17 protein-coding genes are annotated in these 18,623 nt (G+C 67.4%); 10 read left to right on the top strand and 7 right to left on the bottom strand.

From position 1 onward, the window contains the following. The first annotated feature begins 130 nt into the window (after positions 1–130). Both AC5Y6Y_RS16080 and phoU read left to right on the top strand, forming a co-directional pair. Positions 131–2,251: an LCP family protein gene (locus AC5Y6Y_RS16080; RefSeq protein ID WP_499919516.1), complete on the top strand. Its 2,121-nt coding sequence runs from the start codon at positions 131–133 to the stop codon at positions 2,249–2,251. A gap of 54 nt (positions 2,252–2,305) precedes the next feature. Then, complete coding sequence (gene phoU, locus AC5Y6Y_RS16075; protein ID WP_463828474.1) at positions 2,306–2,944, top strand: phosphate signaling complex protein PhoU; 639 nt, start codon at positions 2,306–2,308, stop codon at positions 2,942–2,944. Between the two features lie 6 nt (positions 2,945–2,950). Here the strand turns inward: phoU and pstB are convergent, their stop codons facing one another. The 5 genes from pstB to AC5Y6Y_RS16050 are packed head-to-tail and all read right to left on the bottom strand — an operon-like array spanning position 2,951 to position 7,398. After that, positions 2,951–3,727, bottom strand: coding sequence for a phosphate ABC transporter ATP-binding protein PstB (gene pstB / locus AC5Y6Y_RS16070; RefSeq protein ID WP_463828473.1), 777 nt, complete (start codon positions 3,725–3,727; stop codon positions 2,951–2,953). Positions 3,728–3,759: 32 nt separating this feature from the next. Next, positions 3,760–4,674 (bottom strand): phosphate ABC transporter permease PstA, encoded by a 915-nt coding sequence (gene pstA, locus AC5Y6Y_RS16065; RefSeq protein ID WP_499919480.1) that lies wholly within the window; start codon positions 4,672–4,674, stop codon positions 3,760–3,762. After that, positions 4,671–5,705 carry a phosphate ABC transporter permease subunit PstC gene (pstC, locus tag AC5Y6Y_RS16060; protein ID WP_499919479.1) on the bottom strand — a complete coding sequence of 345 codons (1,035 nt, stop codon included), beginning with the start codon at positions 5,703–5,705 and terminating at the stop codon, positions 4,671–4,673. The genes pstA and pstC overlap by 4 nt, the downstream gene beginning before the upstream one ends. 8 nt (positions 5,706–5,713) lie before the next feature. Beyond that, positions 5,714–6,643: a mycothiol synthase gene (gene mshD, locus AC5Y6Y_RS16055; protein ID WP_499919477.1), complete on the bottom strand. Its 930-nt coding sequence runs from the start codon at positions 6,641–6,643 to the stop codon at positions 5,714–5,716. Beyond that, the gene (locus AC5Y6Y_RS16050; protein WP_463828469.1) at positions 6,640–7,398 is read right to left on the bottom strand and encodes a winged helix-turn-helix transcriptional regulator; all 759 of its coding nucleotides are present in this window, start codon (positions 7,396–7,398) and stop codon (positions 6,640–6,642) included. The genes mshD and AC5Y6Y_RS16050 overlap by 4 nt, the downstream gene beginning before the upstream one ends. Before the next feature lie 205 nt (positions 7,399–7,603). On the opposite strand from AC5Y6Y_RS16050, the gene lmeA reads away from it, so the two are divergent. The 6 genes from lmeA to AC5Y6Y_RS16020 all read left to right on the top strand — a co-directional run bounded on the left by lmeA (position 7,604) and on the right by AC5Y6Y_RS16020 (position 14,723). Next, the gene (gene lmeA, locus AC5Y6Y_RS16045) at positions 7,604–8,416 is read left to right on the top strand and encodes a mannan chain length control protein LmeA (RefSeq protein WP_499919476.1); all 813 of its coding nucleotides are present in this window, start codon (positions 7,604–7,606) and stop codon (positions 8,414–8,416) included. Positions 8,417–8,758: 342 nt separating this feature from the next. Next, positions 8,759–9,592, top strand: coding sequence for a sulfurtransferase (locus AC5Y6Y_RS16040; RefSeq protein WP_463828467.1), 834 nt, complete (start codon positions 8,759–8,761; stop codon positions 9,590–9,592). A gap of 1 nt (position 9,593) precedes the next feature. Then, positions 9,594–9,896: a DUF1416 domain-containing protein gene (locus AC5Y6Y_RS16035; protein ID WP_463828466.1), complete on the top strand. Its 303-nt coding sequence runs from the start codon at positions 9,594–9,596 to the stop codon at positions 9,894–9,896. A gap of 138 nt (positions 9,897–10,034) precedes the next feature. Beyond that, complete coding sequence (locus tag AC5Y6Y_RS16030) at positions 10,035–10,703, top strand: heme-binding beta-barrel domain-containing protein (protein ID WP_463828465.1); 669 nt, start codon at positions 10,035–10,037, stop codon at positions 10,701–10,703. Between the two features lie 3 nt (positions 10,704–10,706). Beyond that, the gene (locus tag AC5Y6Y_RS16025) at positions 10,707–13,076 is read left to right on the top strand and encodes a hypothetical protein (RefSeq protein ID WP_499919475.1); all 2,370 of its coding nucleotides are present in this window, start codon (positions 10,707–10,709) and stop codon (positions 13,074–13,076) included. A gap of 138 nt (positions 13,077–13,214) precedes the next feature. Further along, positions 13,215–14,723, top strand: coding sequence for a sensor domain-containing protein (locus tag AC5Y6Y_RS16020; RefSeq protein WP_499919473.1), 1,509 nt, complete (start codon positions 13,215–13,217; stop codon positions 14,721–14,723). A gap of 270 nt (positions 14,724–14,993) precedes the next feature. Here AC5Y6Y_RS16020 and AC5Y6Y_RS16015 read toward each other — a convergent pair whose 3' ends face one another. Continuing rightward, on the bottom strand, positions 14,994–15,857 hold the full coding sequence (locus AC5Y6Y_RS16015; RefSeq protein ID WP_499919514.1) for an aminodeoxychorismate lyase: 864 nt from the start codon (positions 15,855–15,857) through the stop codon (positions 14,994–14,996). Between the two features lie 129 nt (positions 15,858–15,986). On the opposite strand from AC5Y6Y_RS16015, the gene ygfZ reads away from it, so the two are divergent. Together ygfZ and AC5Y6Y_RS16005 are read left to right on the top strand one after the other, a co-directional pair. Then, on the top strand, positions 15,987–17,084 hold the full coding sequence (gene ygfZ, locus AC5Y6Y_RS16010; RefSeq protein ID WP_499930119.1) for a CAF17-like 4Fe-4S cluster assembly/insertion protein YgfZ: 1,098 nt from the start codon (positions 15,987–15,989) through the stop codon (positions 17,082–17,084). A 169-nt stretch (positions 17,085–17,253) separates the two neighbouring features. Further along, positions 17,254–17,427: a DUF3073 domain-containing protein gene (locus tag AC5Y6Y_RS16005; RefSeq protein ID WP_463828461.1), complete on the top strand. Its 174-nt coding sequence runs from the start codon at positions 17,254–17,256 to the stop codon at positions 17,425–17,427. A gap of 61 nt (positions 17,428–17,488) precedes the next feature. On the opposite strand, the gene purM is transcribed toward AC5Y6Y_RS16005, so the two are convergent. Then, positions 17,489–18,553, bottom strand: a complete 1,065-nt coding sequence (gene purM, locus AC5Y6Y_RS16000; RefSeq protein ID WP_463828460.1) for a phosphoribosylformylglycinamidine cyclo-ligase — start codon at positions 18,551–18,553, stop codon at positions 17,489–17,491. Positions 18,554–18,623: the final 70 nt, after the last annotated feature.

Raw genomic sequence — 18,623 nt, 5'->3', positions numbered from 1 at the left:
GGTGCTGCGCCTACTCATGCGCACGTTCGGAGGCCAACAAAGAATGAGTGACGGCGAAAAGGACGCCACTCCCGGCCTCCCGCGCAGCTCCGGCCGCGATGATGACTGGCTTACCGCAGAAGCGTCGGCAATGCCAGGCGCCGCGCCGTGGGAGCGCTTCACCGAATCTGCAGTGGATGAGGACCTGTGCCGATGGTCTGGCAAACCCCCAGCCGTCGAGACTGACCAGCGTCCGGAACAGGCCGACACCGCGGCCGGCCACGACCGCGGCCCGCTCAGTGTCGCCGATCTGATCGCCAAGCTCGGTGCGACTGTTTCCGAGCGCCCGCGGCACCATCACGTCGCCGGGGAGCCCGAGGACGCTGACGAGCCGCAGGTCGCTGACGAGCCCGAAGAAGAGCCGGCGGCGCCGGCATCGCCCGAGGTTGCCGAAGTCCAGCGGCCCGTGCCGCAATCCGACGAAGCACCCGACCGAGACGACCTGACCGACACCCAGATCCTTCCCATCCCCGCCTACTCGCTGCAACTGCAGTCGGAGCTGCCCGACCTGGGGTCCGCCCATTACCCGCTCGACCCCGACGACGAAGACGCCGACTCGGCAAAGCCGCGACGCAAACGATTCCGAAGGATCTCCGCGGCCAAGGACAACGGCCCGAGAACGCGCGAGGCGAAGCGGCGGAACCACCGCGGCCTGTTGATTGCGGGCCGCGCCGCGGTCGCCGTCGTCGCGGTGCTGGCTCTGGTGATGACCGGTGGCGCCTACCAGTGGAGCGCATCGAAGAACAACCGGTTGAACACCGTGAGTGCGCTGGATCCGCAATCGGCGGACATCGTCGACCCCAATGCCCAATACGGCGACGAGAACTTCCTGATCGTCGGCATGGACTCCCGCCTGGGTGCCAACGCCAACGTCGGGGCCGGCGATACCGAGGATGCGGGCGGCGCCCGGTCCGACACCGTGATGCTGGTCAACATCCCGGCCGACCGCAAACGAGTGGTAGCGGTGTCGTTTCCCCGCGACCTGGCGATCAATCCGATCCAGTGCGAAGCCTGGAACCCCGAGACGGGTAAGTACGGCCCCATCTACGACCCGAAGACCGGCAAGACGGGTCCGCGCATGGTCTACACCGAGACCAAACTGAACTCGGCGTTCTCCTTCGGCGGGCCCAAGTGTCTGGTCAAAGTCATCCAGAAGCTCTCCGGCTTGAGCGTCAACCGGTTCATCGCCATCGACTTCGTCGGCTTCGGGCGCATGGTCGAGGCTCTCGGCGGCGTCGAGGTGTGCAGCACCACGGCGTTGAAGGACTACGAGCTGGGCACCGTCCTCGACCACGCCGGACGCCAGATCATCGACGGGCCCACCGCGCTGAACTATGTGCGCGCGCGCCAGGTCACCACCGAGAGCAACGGCGACTACGGTCGCATCAAGCGTCAACAGCTGTTCTTGTCGTCGCTGCTGCGAACGATGATCTCCGAAGACACGCTGATGGACCTGAACAAGCTCAACAACGTCGTCAACATGTTCATCGGCAACAGCTACGTCGACAACGTCAAGACCAAGGACCTCGTCGAGCTGGGTCGATCACTGCAGCACATGGCGGCCGGGCATGTCACCTTCGTGACCGTTCCGACCGGGATCACCGACCAGGACGGCAACGAGCCGCCGCGCACGGCCGACATGAAGGCGTTGTTCACAGCGATCATCAACGACGATCCGTTGCCGCTGGAGAACGACCACAACGCGCAGACGCTCCGGCCGCGCACGTCGGGGACCACCACCACACCCTCGACCGCCAGCAAGGCGCCGGAGGCGACTCCGACCAACGAGACGCGCCGGGAGCAGGTCATCACGACCTCGCCGCAAGAGGTCACCGTGCAGGTGTCCAACGGCACCGGCACCACCGGGTTGGCCGCCACCGCCGCCGGCCAGCTCAAACGCAACGGGTTCAACGTCATGACGCCCGACGACTACCCCAACACGTTGAAGGCCACCACGGTGTTCTTCTCGCCGGGCAACGAGCAGGCCGCGGCGACGGTCGCCGCCGCCTTCGGAAACTCGAAGGTGGAACGGGTCACCGGAATAGGCTCGGTGGTTCAGGTGGTCATCGGCTCGGACTTCAACGCGGTGAACACGCCGCCGCCCAGCGGCTCCTCGGTGAGCATGCAGATCAGTCGCGCGTCCGGCAGCACTCCGACCAGGCTGCCGGAGGACCTGACGGTGACCAACGCCGCGGACACCACGTGCGAGTAGCAGGACGTGCGGTGCTTCACTCCGATTCCGGCCGCTAGAACGTAGGCTCTACCCATGCGGACCGCTTACCACGAGCAGCTCACGGAACTTTCTGAGCGCCTCGGTCAGATGTGCGGGCTGGCCGGGATGGCAATGGAGCGTGCTACGCAATCGCTCCTGCAGGCCGATCTGGTGCTGGCCGAACAGGTGATCACCGACCACGAACAGATCTCGGCGCTCAGCACGCAGGCGGAGGAGAGCGCCTTCGTACTGCTGGCGCTGCAGGCGCCGGTCGCCGGGGACCTGAGGTCCATCGTCAGTGCAATCCAGATCGTGGCGGATATCGACCGGATGGGGGCGCTGGCCCTGCACGTCGCCAAGATCGCTCGGCGTCGCCATCCCCAGCACGCGCTACCCGAAGTGGTCAACGGCTACTTCGCCGAGATGGGCCGTGTCGCAGTCGAATTGGGCAACAGCGCGCAAGAGGTGCTGATATCCCGCGATCCTGAGAAGGCCGCGCGGATCCGCGAAGAAGACGACGCGATGGACGACCTGCACCGGCACCTGTTCAGCGTGCTGATGGACCGGGAGTGGAAGCACGGTGTGGCCGCCGCCGTCGACGTGACCCTGCTGGGCCGGTTCTACGAACGCTTCGCCGACCATGCGGTCGAGGTGGCCCGGCGGGTCATTTTCCAGGCCACCGGCACGCTGTAGTCGACCTCAGCCGAATCGGCCGGAGATGTAGTCTTCGGTGGCCTTCTGGCTCGGGTTGGAGAAGATCTTCTCGGTGTCGTCGATCTCCACCAAACGGCCGGGCTTGCCGGTGGCCTCCAGGTTGAAGAACGCCGTCTGATCGCTGACCCGCGCGGCCTGCTGCATGTTGTGGGTGACGATGACGATGGTGTAGTCCTGCTTGAGTTCGCTGATCAGTTCTTCGATCGCCATCGTCGAGATGGGGTCCAGAGCCGAACACGGCTCATCCATCAGCAAAACGTCGGGCTGGACGGCGATGGCCCGGGCGATACACAGCCGCTGCTGCTGCCCACCGGACAATCCGCCGCCCGGTTTGTCCAGCCGGTTCTTGACCTCGTCCCACAGGTTGGCGCCGCGCAGTGAATGCTCGGCGGTCTCGGCCAGCAGCTTGCGGTTGCGCACGCCCTGCAGCTTCAGACCGGCCACCACGTTGTCGCGAATCGACATGGCGGGGAACGGATTCGGCCGCTGAAACACCATTCCGATGGCGCGGCGCACTCCCACCGGATCGATGCGGGTGCCGTAGATGTTCTCGTCGTCGAGCAACACGCTGCCTTCGACCCGTGCACCCGGGATGACCTCGTGCATCCGGTTGAGCGTGCGCAGCACGGTCGTCTTGCCGCAGCCGGACGGGCCGATGAACGCCGTCACGCTGCGCGGCAGCACCGACAATGACACGTCTGCGACCGCGTGAAACGACCCGTAGTAGATGTTGACCTCGTTGAGGTCCAACCGTTTGGCCACTGCTACAGCTCCCGCCTCGATACTGCTTCGGGTCACGCCTTCTTCGGGGCGAGAACTCTCGCGACCACCCTGGCCCCGACGTTGATCATCGCAATCAACAGGACCAGAGTCAGCGCGGCACCCCACAGTGCATCCGTGGGAACCGGATTCTCACCGGCGCCCGCATTCGTCTGGTGATAGATCATGCCGGGCAACGAGCCCATGAACCCGCCGAAGATATCGAACTTCGTCGCGCTCGAGTAACTGACCAGGACCAGCAGCGGTGATGTCTCGCCCAACACCCGGGCCAAGGCCAGCATGATGCCGGCCAGGATGCCGGACAGGCCGGTCGGGAGTACCACCCTGGAGATGGTCTTCCACTTCGGTATTCCCAGCGCGTAACTGGCTTCGCGAAGGTCGACCGGGACGATCCCCAACATCTCCTCGGTGGCCCGTGCGATCACCGGCAACATCAGGACCACCAGCGCCAGCGCCACCGCGAACTGCGAGCGCGGCAGACCCAACACCGCGACCCACACCGCGTAGATGAACAGGGCCGCCACTATCGACGGCAACCCGGCCAGGATGTCCACCGTGAACGTGACCAGGCGCGCCATCGCACCGTCGCCCCCGTACTCGGCGAGATAAATCCCGATCGAGATCCCGAGCGGAATCGAGATCACCGCACACACCAGCCCCAGCAGCAGCGTGCCGACGATCGCGTGCAGAGCCCCGCCGCCGGCCGTCGAGACCGAGATACCCGCCTGGGAATGCGTCCACCAGCAGCTGGAGCCGAGTGCCTTCATCCCGCGGACCACCACCGCGCACAGCACCCACACCAGCGGCGCCAAGGCCAGCAGCATCGCTGCGTTCACCAGCAGGGTGGCCACCCGGTCGGCGAATCGGCGGCGCCGACTGAGACCCGAGATTTTTCGCCACTTCAGGGGGCGGTCCAGGAAGGAGGTCATCGCGCTCCCCCGGCCCGCGACCCGGACACGGCGCGCCGCGCCAGCGCGTTGACCACGAACGTGAGGAGGAACAGCACCAGCCCGGCAGCAATGTAGGCACCGGCGCGGTAATGGTTGTCGAATTCGGGTGCGTTGGCGGCGATCTTGGTGGCGAGGGTCGAGCCGCCGTCGAACAGCGACCAGCCGAACTCCTCGCGGGTGCCACGCAGGATGATCAGCAGCGCCATCGTCTCCCCCAGGGCGCGGCCCAGACCCAAGGCCGCGCCGCTGACGAAGCCGGATCGCCCGAAGGGCAGCACGGTCGACTTGACCACTTCCCACCGGGTGGCGCCGAGAGCCTGCGCGGCCTCGATCTGGTCCGGTGGTGTCTGGGCGAACACTTCACGGGTGACTGCGGTGATGATCGGCAGGATCATCACCGCCAGCACGATCCCGGCGGTGAACAGGGTGCCGCCACCGCTGATCGACCCGTCACCGGCGGCGAACAGAGACCACTGACCCAGGTGGGCGTTGAGCCAGCCGGCCGCCGGACGCAGCTGGGGCGCAAGCACGTGCAGGCCCCACACGCCGTAGATGATCGAGGGCACCGCAGCCAGCAGGTCGACCAGGTACGACAGCGGCGCGACCAGCGACTGCGGCGCGTAGTGGGTGAGGTAGAGCGCCACCCCCAGCGCCACCGGCAGCGCCACGACCAGCGCGAACAAGGACACGAAGACCGTAACCTGCAGCTGCTCCAGAATGCCGAATCGCAGCGTCGCGGCATCGGTGGTGATCCAGGTGCCGGCGTAGGTGAAGAAATTCTCCCGATTGCGCGACAGCGCAGGTAAGGCCCGCAGGAGCAGGACGACGCCGATGGCTGAGAGCAGGACGACGATCAGCGCCCCGGAGGCCGCGGACAGCCGTCGAAAAAGCCGATCCGCCAGGCGGGGTTCGGGGAGCCCCCGTGAACTGAGCGGAATGACCGGTGGTTCGGGAAAGGGCGCGGCCACGACCTCGCCCGAACCTGCGTCGGCTGGGTTCGGCGTCATCATGGCGATGCTCAGGTGGCGGCCGCGTAGGCGGTGTCGACGCTGTAGACGGAGAAACCCGTCTTCTCGTAGGTCCGCACCGCGGCCTTGTTGTCGGATTCCACGTACAGCAGCGCGGTGGGTTCGGGCCGGTCAGCCAGCCGCTGCGCCAACGAGGCCAGGCCGATCGACGTCAGCGTCTGCCCCAGTCCACGGCCCTGCGCGGCGGGGTCGACGCCCAGCACATAAACCTCCCCCAATCCCGCGGTGCCGGGATGCACCTTGGTCCAGTGAAAGCCCAGCAGTCTCTCGTCTCCGTCCGCGGGGGCGGCCGAGTACGCCAGGAACAGCCCGTCGGGATCGAACCACGGCTCGCCGCGCCGCTCGTCGAGATCTCGTTCGGTCCAACCCCCCTGCTCCGGGTGGTAGGAGAACGCAGCGTTGTTCACGCGCAGCAACTCGTCGTCGTCGGACGGGCCGGCGTAGGTACGGATCCGCAACCCACGCAGCCGATCGGGGTGCACCGGGGCGGGCGCGTCGCGCAGCGGACGTCGCATCTGCAGCAGTTCCCGCACGGCGACCAGATCCAGCGCCGCGGCGGTGGCCCGGGCCGCCGCCAGCGTGCCGTGCGCCCAGAACTGGTTGCCACCACCCGATTTGTCCAGGGCCGAGCGCGCCAGCGCGGTCCCGATGCCACGCTGCCGGTGCTGCGGGTGCACGACCAGTTCGGCCATCGCGGCGGCGTCATCTCGCGCGGGCGTGAGATTGAGGTACCCGACGACGGCACCGCCGTCATCACCCTCGACGGCCAGCAGATGATGAGTGCGCTGCTGCGGCAGCTCCCGCAGCACCTGTTCTCCGACCGGCGCGACCTCATCGAATTCTGTTGCCGCGCTGATGATCTCACGGATCGCGCGTTGGTCCTCGGCGGTCAGCGCCGAGCGCCAGGTCAGGGTGGTCACTGACTGCGCAACGGGTCGGCCAGCGGGTCCTGCAGACCGTCTGCCTCGGTTTCGTCCTCGGACTCGGCGGCCGCCGGACGACCGCGCGCAGGCCGAACCGCCTTGTAACCGACGTTGCGGACAGTGCCGATCAGGGCTTCGTGCTCGGAGCCCAATTTGGCGCGCAGCCTGCGGACATGCACATCGACAGTGCGGGTGCCGCCGAAAAAGTCGTATCCCCACACCTCGTGCAGTAACTGAGCACGGGTGAACACCCGGCCGGCGTGCTGGGCCAGGTACTTGAGCAGTTCGAACTCTTTGTAGGTGAGGTCGAGCGGACGGCCGCGCAGTCGGGCGGTGTAGGTGCCTTCGTCGATCACCAATTCGCCCAAACTGACCTTGCCGACGCTTTCCTGATCGGCCAGACCTCCGCGCCGACCGACCACCAGCCGCAACCGGGCATCGATCTCGGCCGGCCCGGTACTGGGCAACAGGATCTCGTCCAGACCCCAATCGGCACTGACCGCCACCAGCCCGCCTTCGCTGACCACGGCCAGCACCGGGACCGACCTACCGGCCGTACTCAACAGCCGGCACAGACCGCGCGCCCCCGACAGGTCGTTACGCGCATCGACCAGGACGACATCCGCGTTGCCTGCCTCCAACAGCGAAGAAGCTTCCGCCGGCGCCGTCCGCACGGAGTGAGGGAGCAGCGACAGCGACGGTAGGACCGGATCGGAATACAGCTCCGAGGTCAGCAGTAGTAGCTCCAACAAGCCCCTCCAGCGTTCGTGGGTAAGGCCTCCAGGCACATCGCGACACATCGCGTTAGCGGCCAGAACATCTAACGATAACGTGCCACCTGGTCTTTGGCCTTCTGACAGGGCGTCGCGGCCCACCGGTACCAGCGGTTAGACCAGCGGATTCGCCGCCGCGCGGCGGTTGTGACCAATGCAACATGCCCCCCGGCGATGTCACAATATGGCGATGCGCAAGATGCTGGTCGGTGCTACCGCCGCGGCGATCACTGTCGGTGTGGTCGGGTTCGGTGCCCTCGGCGTCGATTACGGCGCCAGCATCTACGCCGAATACCGGCTCTCGACCGCAGTTCGCCACGCCGCCGACCTGGGCTCCGATCCGTTCGTGGCGATCCTGGCCTTCCCGTTCATTCCGCAGGCGATGAACCACCGCTACAACGAGCTGGAGATCAAGGCCTACACGGGAGACCAGCCGGCGGTCGGCCGGGCACTGCTCGAGGCCACCATGCACGCGGTGGACCTGACCGACGCATCCTGGCTGATCAGGCCGGACGCCAAAATTCCGGTGGGCGAGCTGGAGAGCCGCATCATCATCGACTCGGTGCACTTGGGCCGCTACCTGGGCATCACCGACCTCATGGTGGAGGCACCCCCGCAGGAGTCCAACGACGCCACCGGCGGGACCACCGAGTCCGGAATATCCGGCAGCCACGGACTGGTGTTCAGCGGCACCCCGAAATCGGCGGACTTCGACCACCGCGTCAGCGTGTCGGTGGACCTGTCCATCGCCGCCGAGGACCCCGCGACGCTGGTCATCACCCCCACCGGTGTGCTGACCGGCCCCGACACCGCCGACCAGCGCGTTCCGGATGACAAGCTGACCGCGGTACTGCGCGCCTTCACCGGCAGGTTGTACAGCCAGAAATTGCCGTTCGGCGTGGCGCCGAACACCGTCGGGGCCCGCGGATCCGACGTCATCATCGAAGGCATCACCAACAACGTCACCATCCGACTCGACGACTTCAAACAGTCCTGAGCTTCGGTCCGGTTATCGCTGTTGGCTTGATCACTATGTCATTGGGTAAGCTGACCGACGTGTCAGCCCGCGCCGAGCTTCTGCTCACCAAGTGCCGCACAGTCGACCTGTGCCGCACAGCGGGTTGTTGCTGTTGCTGTAGCTGCTGAGTAGCCGCGCCTCATCTGCGCAGCACTCGGAGCAGCCCGGAATCCCCCCGTGGCATCTCCCCATGCGCAACAGGCATACCTAGGAGTAAGTCCGTGTCGAGCACTACCACCGCCCGAGTGCGTGGACGTCCGCGCCGCCCAGCGGTCGGCTAGCGCTCGAAAATTCACAAAGAGAAATCGAAAGGATCCCACCATGGCACGCTCCGACGTCCTGGTCTCCGCCGACTGGGCGGAGAGCAATCTGGATGCCGCAGGCGTCGTCTTCGTCGAGGTCGACGAGGACACCAGCGCATATGACGGCGGTCACCTGCCCGGCGCGATCAAGCTGGACTGGCGCAGCGACCTGCAGGACCCGGTCAAGCGCGACTTCGTCGACGCACAGCAGTTCTCCAAGCTGCTCTCCGACCGCGGCATCTCCAACGACGACACCGTGATCCTCTACGGCGGCAACAACAACTGGTTCGCCGCCTATGCCTACTGGTATTTCAAGCTGTACGGCCACGAGAAGGTGAAGTTGCTCGACGGCGGGCGCAAGAAGTGGGAACTCGACGGCCGGCCGTTGTCCAGCGATCCGGTCGACCGGCCCGCGACCTCCTATACGGCCGCCGCGCCGGACAATTCGATCCGCGCCTTCCGCGACGAGGTGATCGCGGCCATCGGCACCAAGAACCTCATCGACGTGCGTTCGCCCGACGAGTTCTCCGGCAAGATCCTGGCCCCGGCGCACCTGCCGCAGGAACAGAGCCAGCGGCCCGGCCACGTCCCCAGCGCCATCAACGTGCCGTGGAGCAGGACGGCCAACGAGGACGGCACGTTCAAGTCCGACGATCAGCTGGCCAAGTTGTATGCCGACGCCGGCCTGGACGGCACCAAGGAAACGATTGCCTACTGCCGAATCGGGGAACGATCGTCGCACACCTGGTTCGTGCTGCAGGAGCTGCTCGGACACCAGAACGTGAAGAACTACGACGGCAGTTGGACGGAATACGGCTCCCTGGTGGGTGCCCCGATCGAGTTGGGAAGCTGACATGTGCTCTGCGCCAAAGCAAGGACTGACGTTGCCCGCCAGCGTCGACTTGGAGAAGGAAACCGTGATCACCGGTCGGGTCGTCGACCGGGACGGTCAAGCCGTGGGTGGCGCCTTCGTGCGTCTGCTGGACGCCTCCGACGAGTTCACCGCGGAGGTCGTCGCCTCGGCCACCGGCGATTTCCGGTTCTTCGCCGCGCCCGGTTCGTGGACGTTGCGGGCGCTGTCCAAGCTGGGCAACGGAGACGCCGCGGTGGCACCGCAGGGCGCCGGCGTCCACGAGGTGGACATCAAGATCGCCTGACCGCCTGCGAAGTCACGCGGCTGCGGCGAATAGACTCGGCGTCGTGGTGCTGTTCTTCGAGATCATGCTGGTCCTGGCGACCGGGGTCATCTCCTGGTTTGCGCTGTATGCGCTGTACCGGTTGATCACCGACGAGTCGTGACCCCCAACGACGGCGATGCCGCGGCAGACGACGCGGCGGGTTCGGCGGACCGTGCTGTCGCCGCCGCGGCCGAACGCGCCAAGCTGACCGCTGCCCGCAACATTCCCGCGTTCGACGACCTGCCGCTCCCCTCCGACACCGCCAACCTGCGCGAGGGCGCCAGCCTGAACGACGCGCTGCTGGCGTTGCTGCCGCTGGTCGGGGTGTGGCGCGGCGAGGGTGAGGGCCGCGGAACACACGGCGATTACCGATTCGGCCAGCAGATCGTGGTCTCGCACGACGGCGGCGACTACCTGAACTGGGAAGCCCGCTCGTGGCGCCTGAACGAATCGGGCGGCTACGACGAGCCCGGGCTGCGCGAGTCGGGTTTCTGGCGTTTCGTCAGCGACCCCGACGACCCGACCGAGTCCACGGCGATCGAGCTGCTGCTGGCGCACTCGTCGGGATACGTCGAACTGTTCTACGGCCGGCCGCTCACCCAGTCGTCGTGGGAGCTGGCCACCGATGCGCTGGCACGCAGCCGGTCGGGCGTGCTGGTCGGCGGGGCCAAACGGCTCTACGGCATCGTCGAAGGTGGCGATCTGGGCTACGTCGAGGAGCGCGTAGACGCCGACGGCGCCCTGGTGCCGCACCTGTCGGCGCGGCTGGCCCGCTACGTCGGCTGACGGATGCGGCAGACCAGGACCGTACCGCGCCACCTGCGCTGGACCCTGTCCACCGTGGCGGTGGTGCTGATCGCCTATCTGGCCGCGGTCGCGTTCGAGCCCGGCATCCTGGCCGCGCTGCCCCCGGAGCTGCGCTGGTTCGGCCGGCCGGGATCGATGTCGACGACCGCGATCGCGGTGGGCGTGCTGGTCGCCGTCTGCGTCCTGACCTTCCGCTCCAACGCCAGCCACCGGGTGGTGGGTGTCTCGTTCAGCGTGATCGCGGTGCTCATCAGCGTGAGCGCGATCCTGGGCCTCAGCGCCTACTGGAACTGCCACGACGCGAACCACCCGGCCGTCTTCACGCCGCTGATGCTGACCGCCCAGCTGATCAAAGGCAGCAGCGGCGACTACTCCCTGGCCGGTCACGTCTGTCCCGAGCCCACCCCGGTCGGCCTCGAATTAGCCCGTATGGCAGCGGTTTCAGCGATCTTCACCGGCCTCGGCGGAGCGCTGGTCGGCGTGTTCCGGGCGCAGGTGGACCGGCTGCGGGCCAACTTCGCCAATTCGGTCACCGCGATCGTCGGCGTCGACGACGACACCGAATCGATGGTCAGCGGCGTGGCACGCACGCTGGACCGGCGCAGCACCCTGGTGGTCATCACCAGCGCCGGCGACGATCGCGTGCAACGGGTCCGCAGACTCGGCGCCCGGGTGGTGCTGGTGGACTTCAACACACCATCGACGCTGGTGTCGCTGCGGCTGTGGCGTCACCTGGGCCGGCTCTACCTGATGGCCCCCGATCCGGCCGTCAACCTGTTGTGGCTCGACCTGATCGGTCGGCGGCTCGCGGAGGTGGCGGACAAGCGGCGCCTGCCGCTGATCGTGCGCATCGACGACCCGTGGCTGGCTGAGGCATGGCGGGCCCAGCAGTTCGGTGGCTCTGACACCCGGTGGGCCGCGGACGTAGTCGGCAAGTACGAGGTCACCGCGAGCCGACTGTTGGACGGCATCATCGCCACCGGCCATACCAAACGTGTATTCGTCTGCGGCACTTCGCAATTGACGTTGGCCCTGTGCGCGGACCTGACCCGCCGCGCGCTGGAGCGCGAGTTCTACACCCCGCCGGGGGCGCACCCGCTGCCAGCGCTGACCCTGGTGGAACGAGACGCCGAGGAGTACCTCAGGGACCATCACTTCTATCGCCGGCAGGCCGGCTTCGCTTCCGACGGCCCAGCGATCGACGCCGTGTCGGAGGCGCCGACCATCCCGACCATGCTGAGTCTGATCGGCGACACCGACTCCGTCTCGTGCGCGCTGATCCTGGTGGACACCCACACCGCAACCACCGGCACCAGGCTGGCCGCCCGCTTCCCCGACATGCCCATTTTCACCTCCGACCTCAACACCAGCATCGCCGACGACTCGATTCAGGTAGTCGGGATGCTGCAGTCCTACTCGCTGGTGCTCGACACCCGGGAAGGCCAGATCCAGGACGCCTGGGAGCGGGCGGCACGGCTCATTCACGAGCGCTACGTCGCAACCATCGATCCCAGTTGGCCGCGGGGTCCCGCGGCGGTGCCGTGGAGCGAACTCGACGAATTCTACCGGGGCTCGAACCGCCGCCAGGTGCGCAACGCCTTGTGGATGGTCGAGCAGATCGCCGGCCACACCTGGAACACCTGGGGCAATCCACCCGCCCAGCTTTCCGGTCAAGATATGGCGGATTCTCCTGCGCTGGAACAGCTTTCGCTGCTGGGGTTCGACCGGTCCGCGGCCCTGGCGATGGCACGTGCCGAGCACGAAGACTGGTGCCGCTACTACCGGCGCAACGGCTGGAAATACGGGGTACCGCGCGACGACGCCCGCAAAATCCACAACAAGCTCGTCGACTGGTCTGAGGTCGAAAGCGACCCCGACCTGCTGGACGCCGCGGTGCGCAGCCTGGCCGCCACCCTGTGGAGCCTGCGTCAGCTCGGCTACCGGTCCCGCCCACTGTGGCGCCCCTTCACCCGGACCGGGACGGTGGCCGCCGAGCAGCGCAACGAACCGTGGACCTGGCAGTCGGATGCGGGTGCCACGATGCAGGCCGAGCCCGGCGACTGGGCCGTGCACTCCGATGGCAAGACCTGGTCGGTGCGCGACGACATCTTCCAGCTCACCTACGAGCCGGCCGGTGACGGCCAGTGGCGCCGCAAGGGACGTGTGCAGGCCCGCCCGGCCCAGGCCGGGGAGACGATCAACACCCTGGAGGGTCCGACAACGGCCGCGGAGGGTGATTGGGTGGTCCGCGGCGGCGAGGGTGAGCAGTGGCCGGTGCCGGGGCACGAGTTCGGTCAGCGCTACGCCGAATATCACCCGCCCGTCGACGCGCAGCTCCGCGACGGCGACTGACACGTCACTGTGCCGGGTCGTGTCCGAGAGTTTGCCGGAATCGATTGCTGCCGCTGATGCCATGCGCTACCGTCGCCTCACGGTTTCGGCGTATCTGCCTCCCGCACCCTTCCCTTCCCTTCCGTTGAGGAGTCCGCTGTGGCCATCTTCATCAGCTACTCGAGCCAAGACAGGACGTCGCTCGAAGCGCTGACGACCGCCCTGAAAAGAGCCCAACAAAAGGTCTGGTTCGACCAGGAACTCGGCGGTGGGGACGCGTGGTGGAACTCCATCCTGGAGCAGATCCGCTCCTGCGACGTCTTCATCGTCGCGCTGTCCAACAACTGGTTGCAGTCCAAGCCAAGTCAGGCCGAGCTGCGCTACGCCCAGGCGCTGAACCGTCCGATCCTGCCCGTCCAGGTGGGGCCGGTGGACAGCGTGCGGGTCAATCCGGTCTCGGCGCTGCAGATCATCGACTACCAGAACCCGACGGTCGAGGCCGGCATCGGACTGGTCACCGCGATTCACGCCCTGCAGGAGAAGGCGCCGCCGCTGCCCGCACCGCTGCCCGAGGAGCCGCCGTTGCCGTTCGGCTACATCATGCGGCTGGGCAACACCCTGTCGGAGAAGGAGCTCACCCCGCAGCAGCAGATGCAGTTGCTGGTCGAGTTGCGGTCCGGGCTCGACGAGGACGGCTCGGATCCCAGCGCCCGCAGCGACATCGCCCAACTCCTGCGTATGTTGCGGATGCGGCACGACGTCACCTACCGCACCCGCACCGAGATCGACAACGTGCTGGCCGAGATCGAGGCCAGAGACGGTTCACCGGCCGGACCGTCCGTAGCCGGACCACGGCCGGCACCCGCGGCCGACGCCGCGACCCAGGCCGCCCTGCCCAAATCGCCCCCGCCCCCGGCGGTCAGTCCCGGCCCCGCGCCCGGCACCGGCGGGAAGTCTGGCAGCAAGCTACTGCTCATCGGCGGTGCCGCGGTGGCCGCGGTGGTGGCGATCGTATTGGTCGTGGTGTTCGCCGGCGGCGGAGGCAGTAAGAGGCCCGCGGCAAAACCCGGCGCTGCCTCGACCGCCGCGGAGACCGGTGCGTCAGCGCCGGCGGAAATCCAGTCCGTCCTGCTCGACGTAGCCGACATCGGGAATGTCCTGGGTGATCCGAACATGGAGGTCGGTCAGCGCGCCGACGGACTGCGCGCGCCGCAGGGAACCCTGTCGGATCAGGAGTGCCTGTCGGCTTTCGAGCCGTTCCAGGAATCGGTGTATCGCCCGCACGGGCCCACCGCGACGCGCAATGAGGTCGTGCATACCCGCGGAGAGATCCCGGCGCACCGGGTCATTCAAGCGGTGGCGCAGTTCCCTTCGGCTGAGAAGGCACGCGCCTTCATAGAGGGGTCTGCTACGAGATGGCGTGCCTGCGCCACCAAGACTGTCAAAATCACCAACTCGGGCAAGAGCGGTGAATGGACTTTCGGCGACGTCACCGGCGCCGAAGCAAAGATCAGCCAGACCCGCACCGAGCCCAGCGGCCGGACATGCCAGCACGCCCTCAGCGCAACCGGTGCGCTGGTGGTCGAGGTCGAGGCGTGTGGCAACAACGACGTCACCGATCAAGCCGGCCGGCTCGTCGAACAGATGGCGGCCAAGGCGGTCAGGTAGCGACGCACCGGCCCGCCCGGCCCACAGATGGAGCGGCCCCCGAGCCGTTCTCCGGTTGGACAGACCGGAGGCTCGGGGGCCGGGTGGCTGCGGGAAATTCGCCAGCGCGCGTTGCTCGCTGACTCTTCCGAGCCGTGCAGCTAGCGCGCAGCCACCTCACATGTCCATGACGCTATCAATTCGCGGACCACCTCCTTTCCTGTGTACTGACGAAACTACCATCGACTCCGAAAGGGTTGCCAGCCTTTTAATTTCGCAGGGCAGGCGCGGTCACCGATCGCTGATGATCGCGGCGTCGACGAGTTCGGCGAAGGTGTCGGCGAACGGCGAACGGCGCAACCGCTGCCCGTCCAAGGTGTGCACCCGGGCGGCCAGCGTCATGCTCGAGATAAGCCAAATACCTTGGGCGGCAACTAAATCCGTAACGCGCAGGGCGCGGTAGTCACAGTCGTAGCCGGCGCTGCGGGCGACCTCGAACAGCGCCTGTTGGGTGGTGCCCCGCAAGATGGGAAACCATGGCGGCGGTGTGAGCAGAAGTGGACTGCCGTTCTCGCCGGCGGCCGCGATGATTACCGTCGAGCGCGGACCCTCCAGGATGAAGCCATCCGTACTGACGAAGACGACGTCGCCGGCGCCTTGGCGGGCGGCGTGGCGCAGGACCGCCATGTTCACCGCGTACGACAGCGTCTTGGCACCGGCCAGCAGCCACGGCATCGCGTCGATTCCCTTGGCCGGCAACCCCCGATCCAGCGTGATCGCCGCTACGCCGTCGCAGCGCACCGCGGCCACACGGTCCGGGACGGGATTGACCGCGACATACGCGGTAGGGTCCGAACCTCCTTCCCGGCCGCGGCTGTAGATCAGCCGCAGCGCCGCTTCGTCGGCGGTGGTCGACACCCACCGGCGGGTCGCCACGTCGATCGCACGGCGCCACCCGGGCAGGTCGGGGGCGGGCAGGTCCATGAACTTGGCGGACTGGGTCAACCGCTGCAGGTGCGACTCGACCAGGCAGGCCTTGCCATCGCGCACCAGCAGCGTCTCGAAGACCCCGTCGCCGCGAACCGCGGCCAGGTCGTCGGCGTGCAACAACGGCGTCCCGGGATCGACGATCGTGCCGTCGAGGGTGACCACCACACCAGCCATGAGGGGTCAGCCTAGCGATTACTTCCCGCCGAGCGTCACGCCAGCGTGACGCTCAGGGGCGGGCGTCACGCTGGCGTGACGCTCGGCGAGGGCGACGGCGACCCGCCGTAGAGTTGATGTGTGAATCCAGTCCCCGCCCCCGATCCCGGGCCCGACGCCGGCGCGATCTGGCATTACGGCGACCCACTGGGTGAACAGCGAGCCGGCGACACCGACGCCGTCCTGGTGGACCGGTCGCATCGGGCCGTGCTGACGCTGGCCGGTAACGACCGGCAGCCGTGGCTGCACAACATTTCCACCCAACACGTCAGCGCGCTGCCCGAGGGCGCCGGCACCCAGAACCTCAGCCTGGACGGTCAGGGCCGCGTCGAGGACCACTGGCTTCAGACCGAACTGGGCGGGATCACCTACCTCGACACCGAGCCTTGGCGGGGCCCGCCGTTGCTGGCCTACCTGAGCAAGATGGTCTTCTGGTCCGATGTCACGGTGGCCGCCGCGGACCTGGCGGTGTTGTCGCTGCTCGGTCCGCGACTCGCCGACAAAGCGGTGCTCGACGTGCTGGGCATCGACGTCCTGCCCGCCGACTGGCAGGCGGTCCCGCTGGCCGGGGGTGGTTTCGTGCGCCGGATGCCCGGTGCCACCACCGCGCTGGACCTGCTGGTGCCGCGCGCCGACTCGGTGCGATGGCAGCAGCGGCTACACAGCGCGGGAGTGCAGCCGGCCGGGGTGTGGGCCTATGAGGCGCATCGAGTGACCAACCCGGCGCCCGCGCTGCGTCCACGTCTGGGCGTGGACACCGACGAGCGGACCATCCCGCATGAGGTGCGGTGGATCGGCGGCCCCGGCCAGGGAGCGGTGCACCTGGACAAGGGCTGTTATCGCGGCCAGGAGACCGTCGCGCGGGTGCAGAATCTGGGCAAACCGCCGCGGATGCTGGCGTTGCTCCACCTGGACGGCTCCGGGGATCGGCCGTCCACCGGTGACCCCGTCACCGCCGGCGGGCGTGCCGTCGGACGACTGGGAACGGTGGTCGACCATGTCGACCTGGGCCCGGTCGCACTGGCGTTGCTGAAACGGGGCGTACCGGCCGATACGGAGTTGTCGACCGGGGCCGACGGCAAGGTGGCCGCGGTGGTTGACGCCGAATCGTTGCCGCCCCTCGATGAGGTGGGTGCCGGGCGGCTGGCGGTCGAACGGCTGCGCGGCGGCAGCCGATGATGTCCGACGCTGGGCATCGGCTGTGACATCCGCCATCTCGCGACCGGCTGGCAGGGCGCGACCACGCGCAGCGGCGCGGCACGGTAAGCTATCGGCAGGACAATGACACTAAGAGATCGGAGCCGCCTACGTGTTAGGCCGCTCCGTTATTTCGCGAGGGGGTTCCCCCATGGGCCGCGGCCGGGCTAAGGCAAAGCAGACCAAGGTTGCTCGAGAACTGAAATACAGCTCCCCTCAAACCGACTTCACGCGGCTTCAGCGCGAGCTGTCCGGGACGAGCACCGATGAATCGGACCGTGGGGATGACGATTCATACGACGACGAGGACGGCTGGCGACCCTAGGTCAGACACATCGACCGTGCCTCTGCCCCATGCAGCGGCACGGTCGATTCAGCGTCTGCGCCTAGAACCGTGGGTGCTGCCCGACGAGCTTGGCCCGCGGGCCTTCCTTCCCGCCCTTGCAGACGGTGCCCAGCACCCAGCAGTTCACGTGGCGCGCAGTCAGAATCGCCCGGGCTCGGTCGGTGTCCTCGGGTGCGACGACGGCAATCATGCCCACCCCCATGTTGAAGGTCTTTTCCATCTCCGGCCGAGAAACCCGGCCGCGTTGGGCGATCATCGCGAACACCGGCGCGGGTGTCCAGGTGCCGCGGTCCACCTCGGCGACCAGCCCGTGCGGGATGACGCGCGCGAGGTTGCCGGCCAGCCCGCCGCCCGTGACGTGGCAGAAGGTGCGGACCTGGGTCTCAGCGGCCAGCGCCAGGCAGTCCTTGGCGTAGATCAGCGTGGGCTCCAGTAGTTCCTCGCCCAGCGTGCGACCGAATTCCTCCACATAGCCGGCCAGGTTCATCCGGTCAATGTCGAGCAGGACCGAACGGGCCAACGAGTAACCGTTGGAATGCAACCCCGACGAGCCCATCCCGATGATCACGTCACCGGGTTTGACGCGGTCCGGGCCCAACACGTCGTCGGCCTCGACCACCCCGACGCCGGTGGCCGAGATGTCGTAGTGGTCCGGCTCCATCAGGCCGGGATGCTCGGCGGTCTCACCGCCCAGCAGCGCGCACCCCGCCCGCACGCACCCTTCGGCGATGCCGCTGACGATCGCTGCCACCCGTTCCGGAACGGTGCGACCGACTGCGATGTAGTCCTGCAGAAACAGTGGTTCGGCCCCGCACACGACGAGGTCGTCGACCACCATGGCGACCAGATCGAGGCCGACGGTGTCGTGCTTGTCCATCGCCTGAGCGACTGCGATCTTGGTGCCCACGCCGTCGGTGGACGCGGCCAGCACGGGTTCGCGGTAGTCACCGCGCAACGCGAACAGGCCGGCGAATCCGCCGAGACCGCCACGTACTTCGGGTCTGGTGGCCTTGGTTGCCAGCGGCTTGAACAAGTCGACAGCGCGGTCACCGGCTTCAATGTCCACCCCGGCCGATGCGTAGGTAACGCCTTCGGGTTCCGTCATCGCGATAAAGGCTACCGGTAGGGGGTGACGTCAGTGAGCGTTACCACCGCTTGCCCGCCCCGAGTCGCTC

It is taken from the genome of Mycobacterium sp. NGS24 (assembly GCF_059813065.1).
The sequence above is the reverse complement of the archived record's forward strand: the minus strand, read 5'-3'. Positions and strand labels throughout refer to the sequence as shown.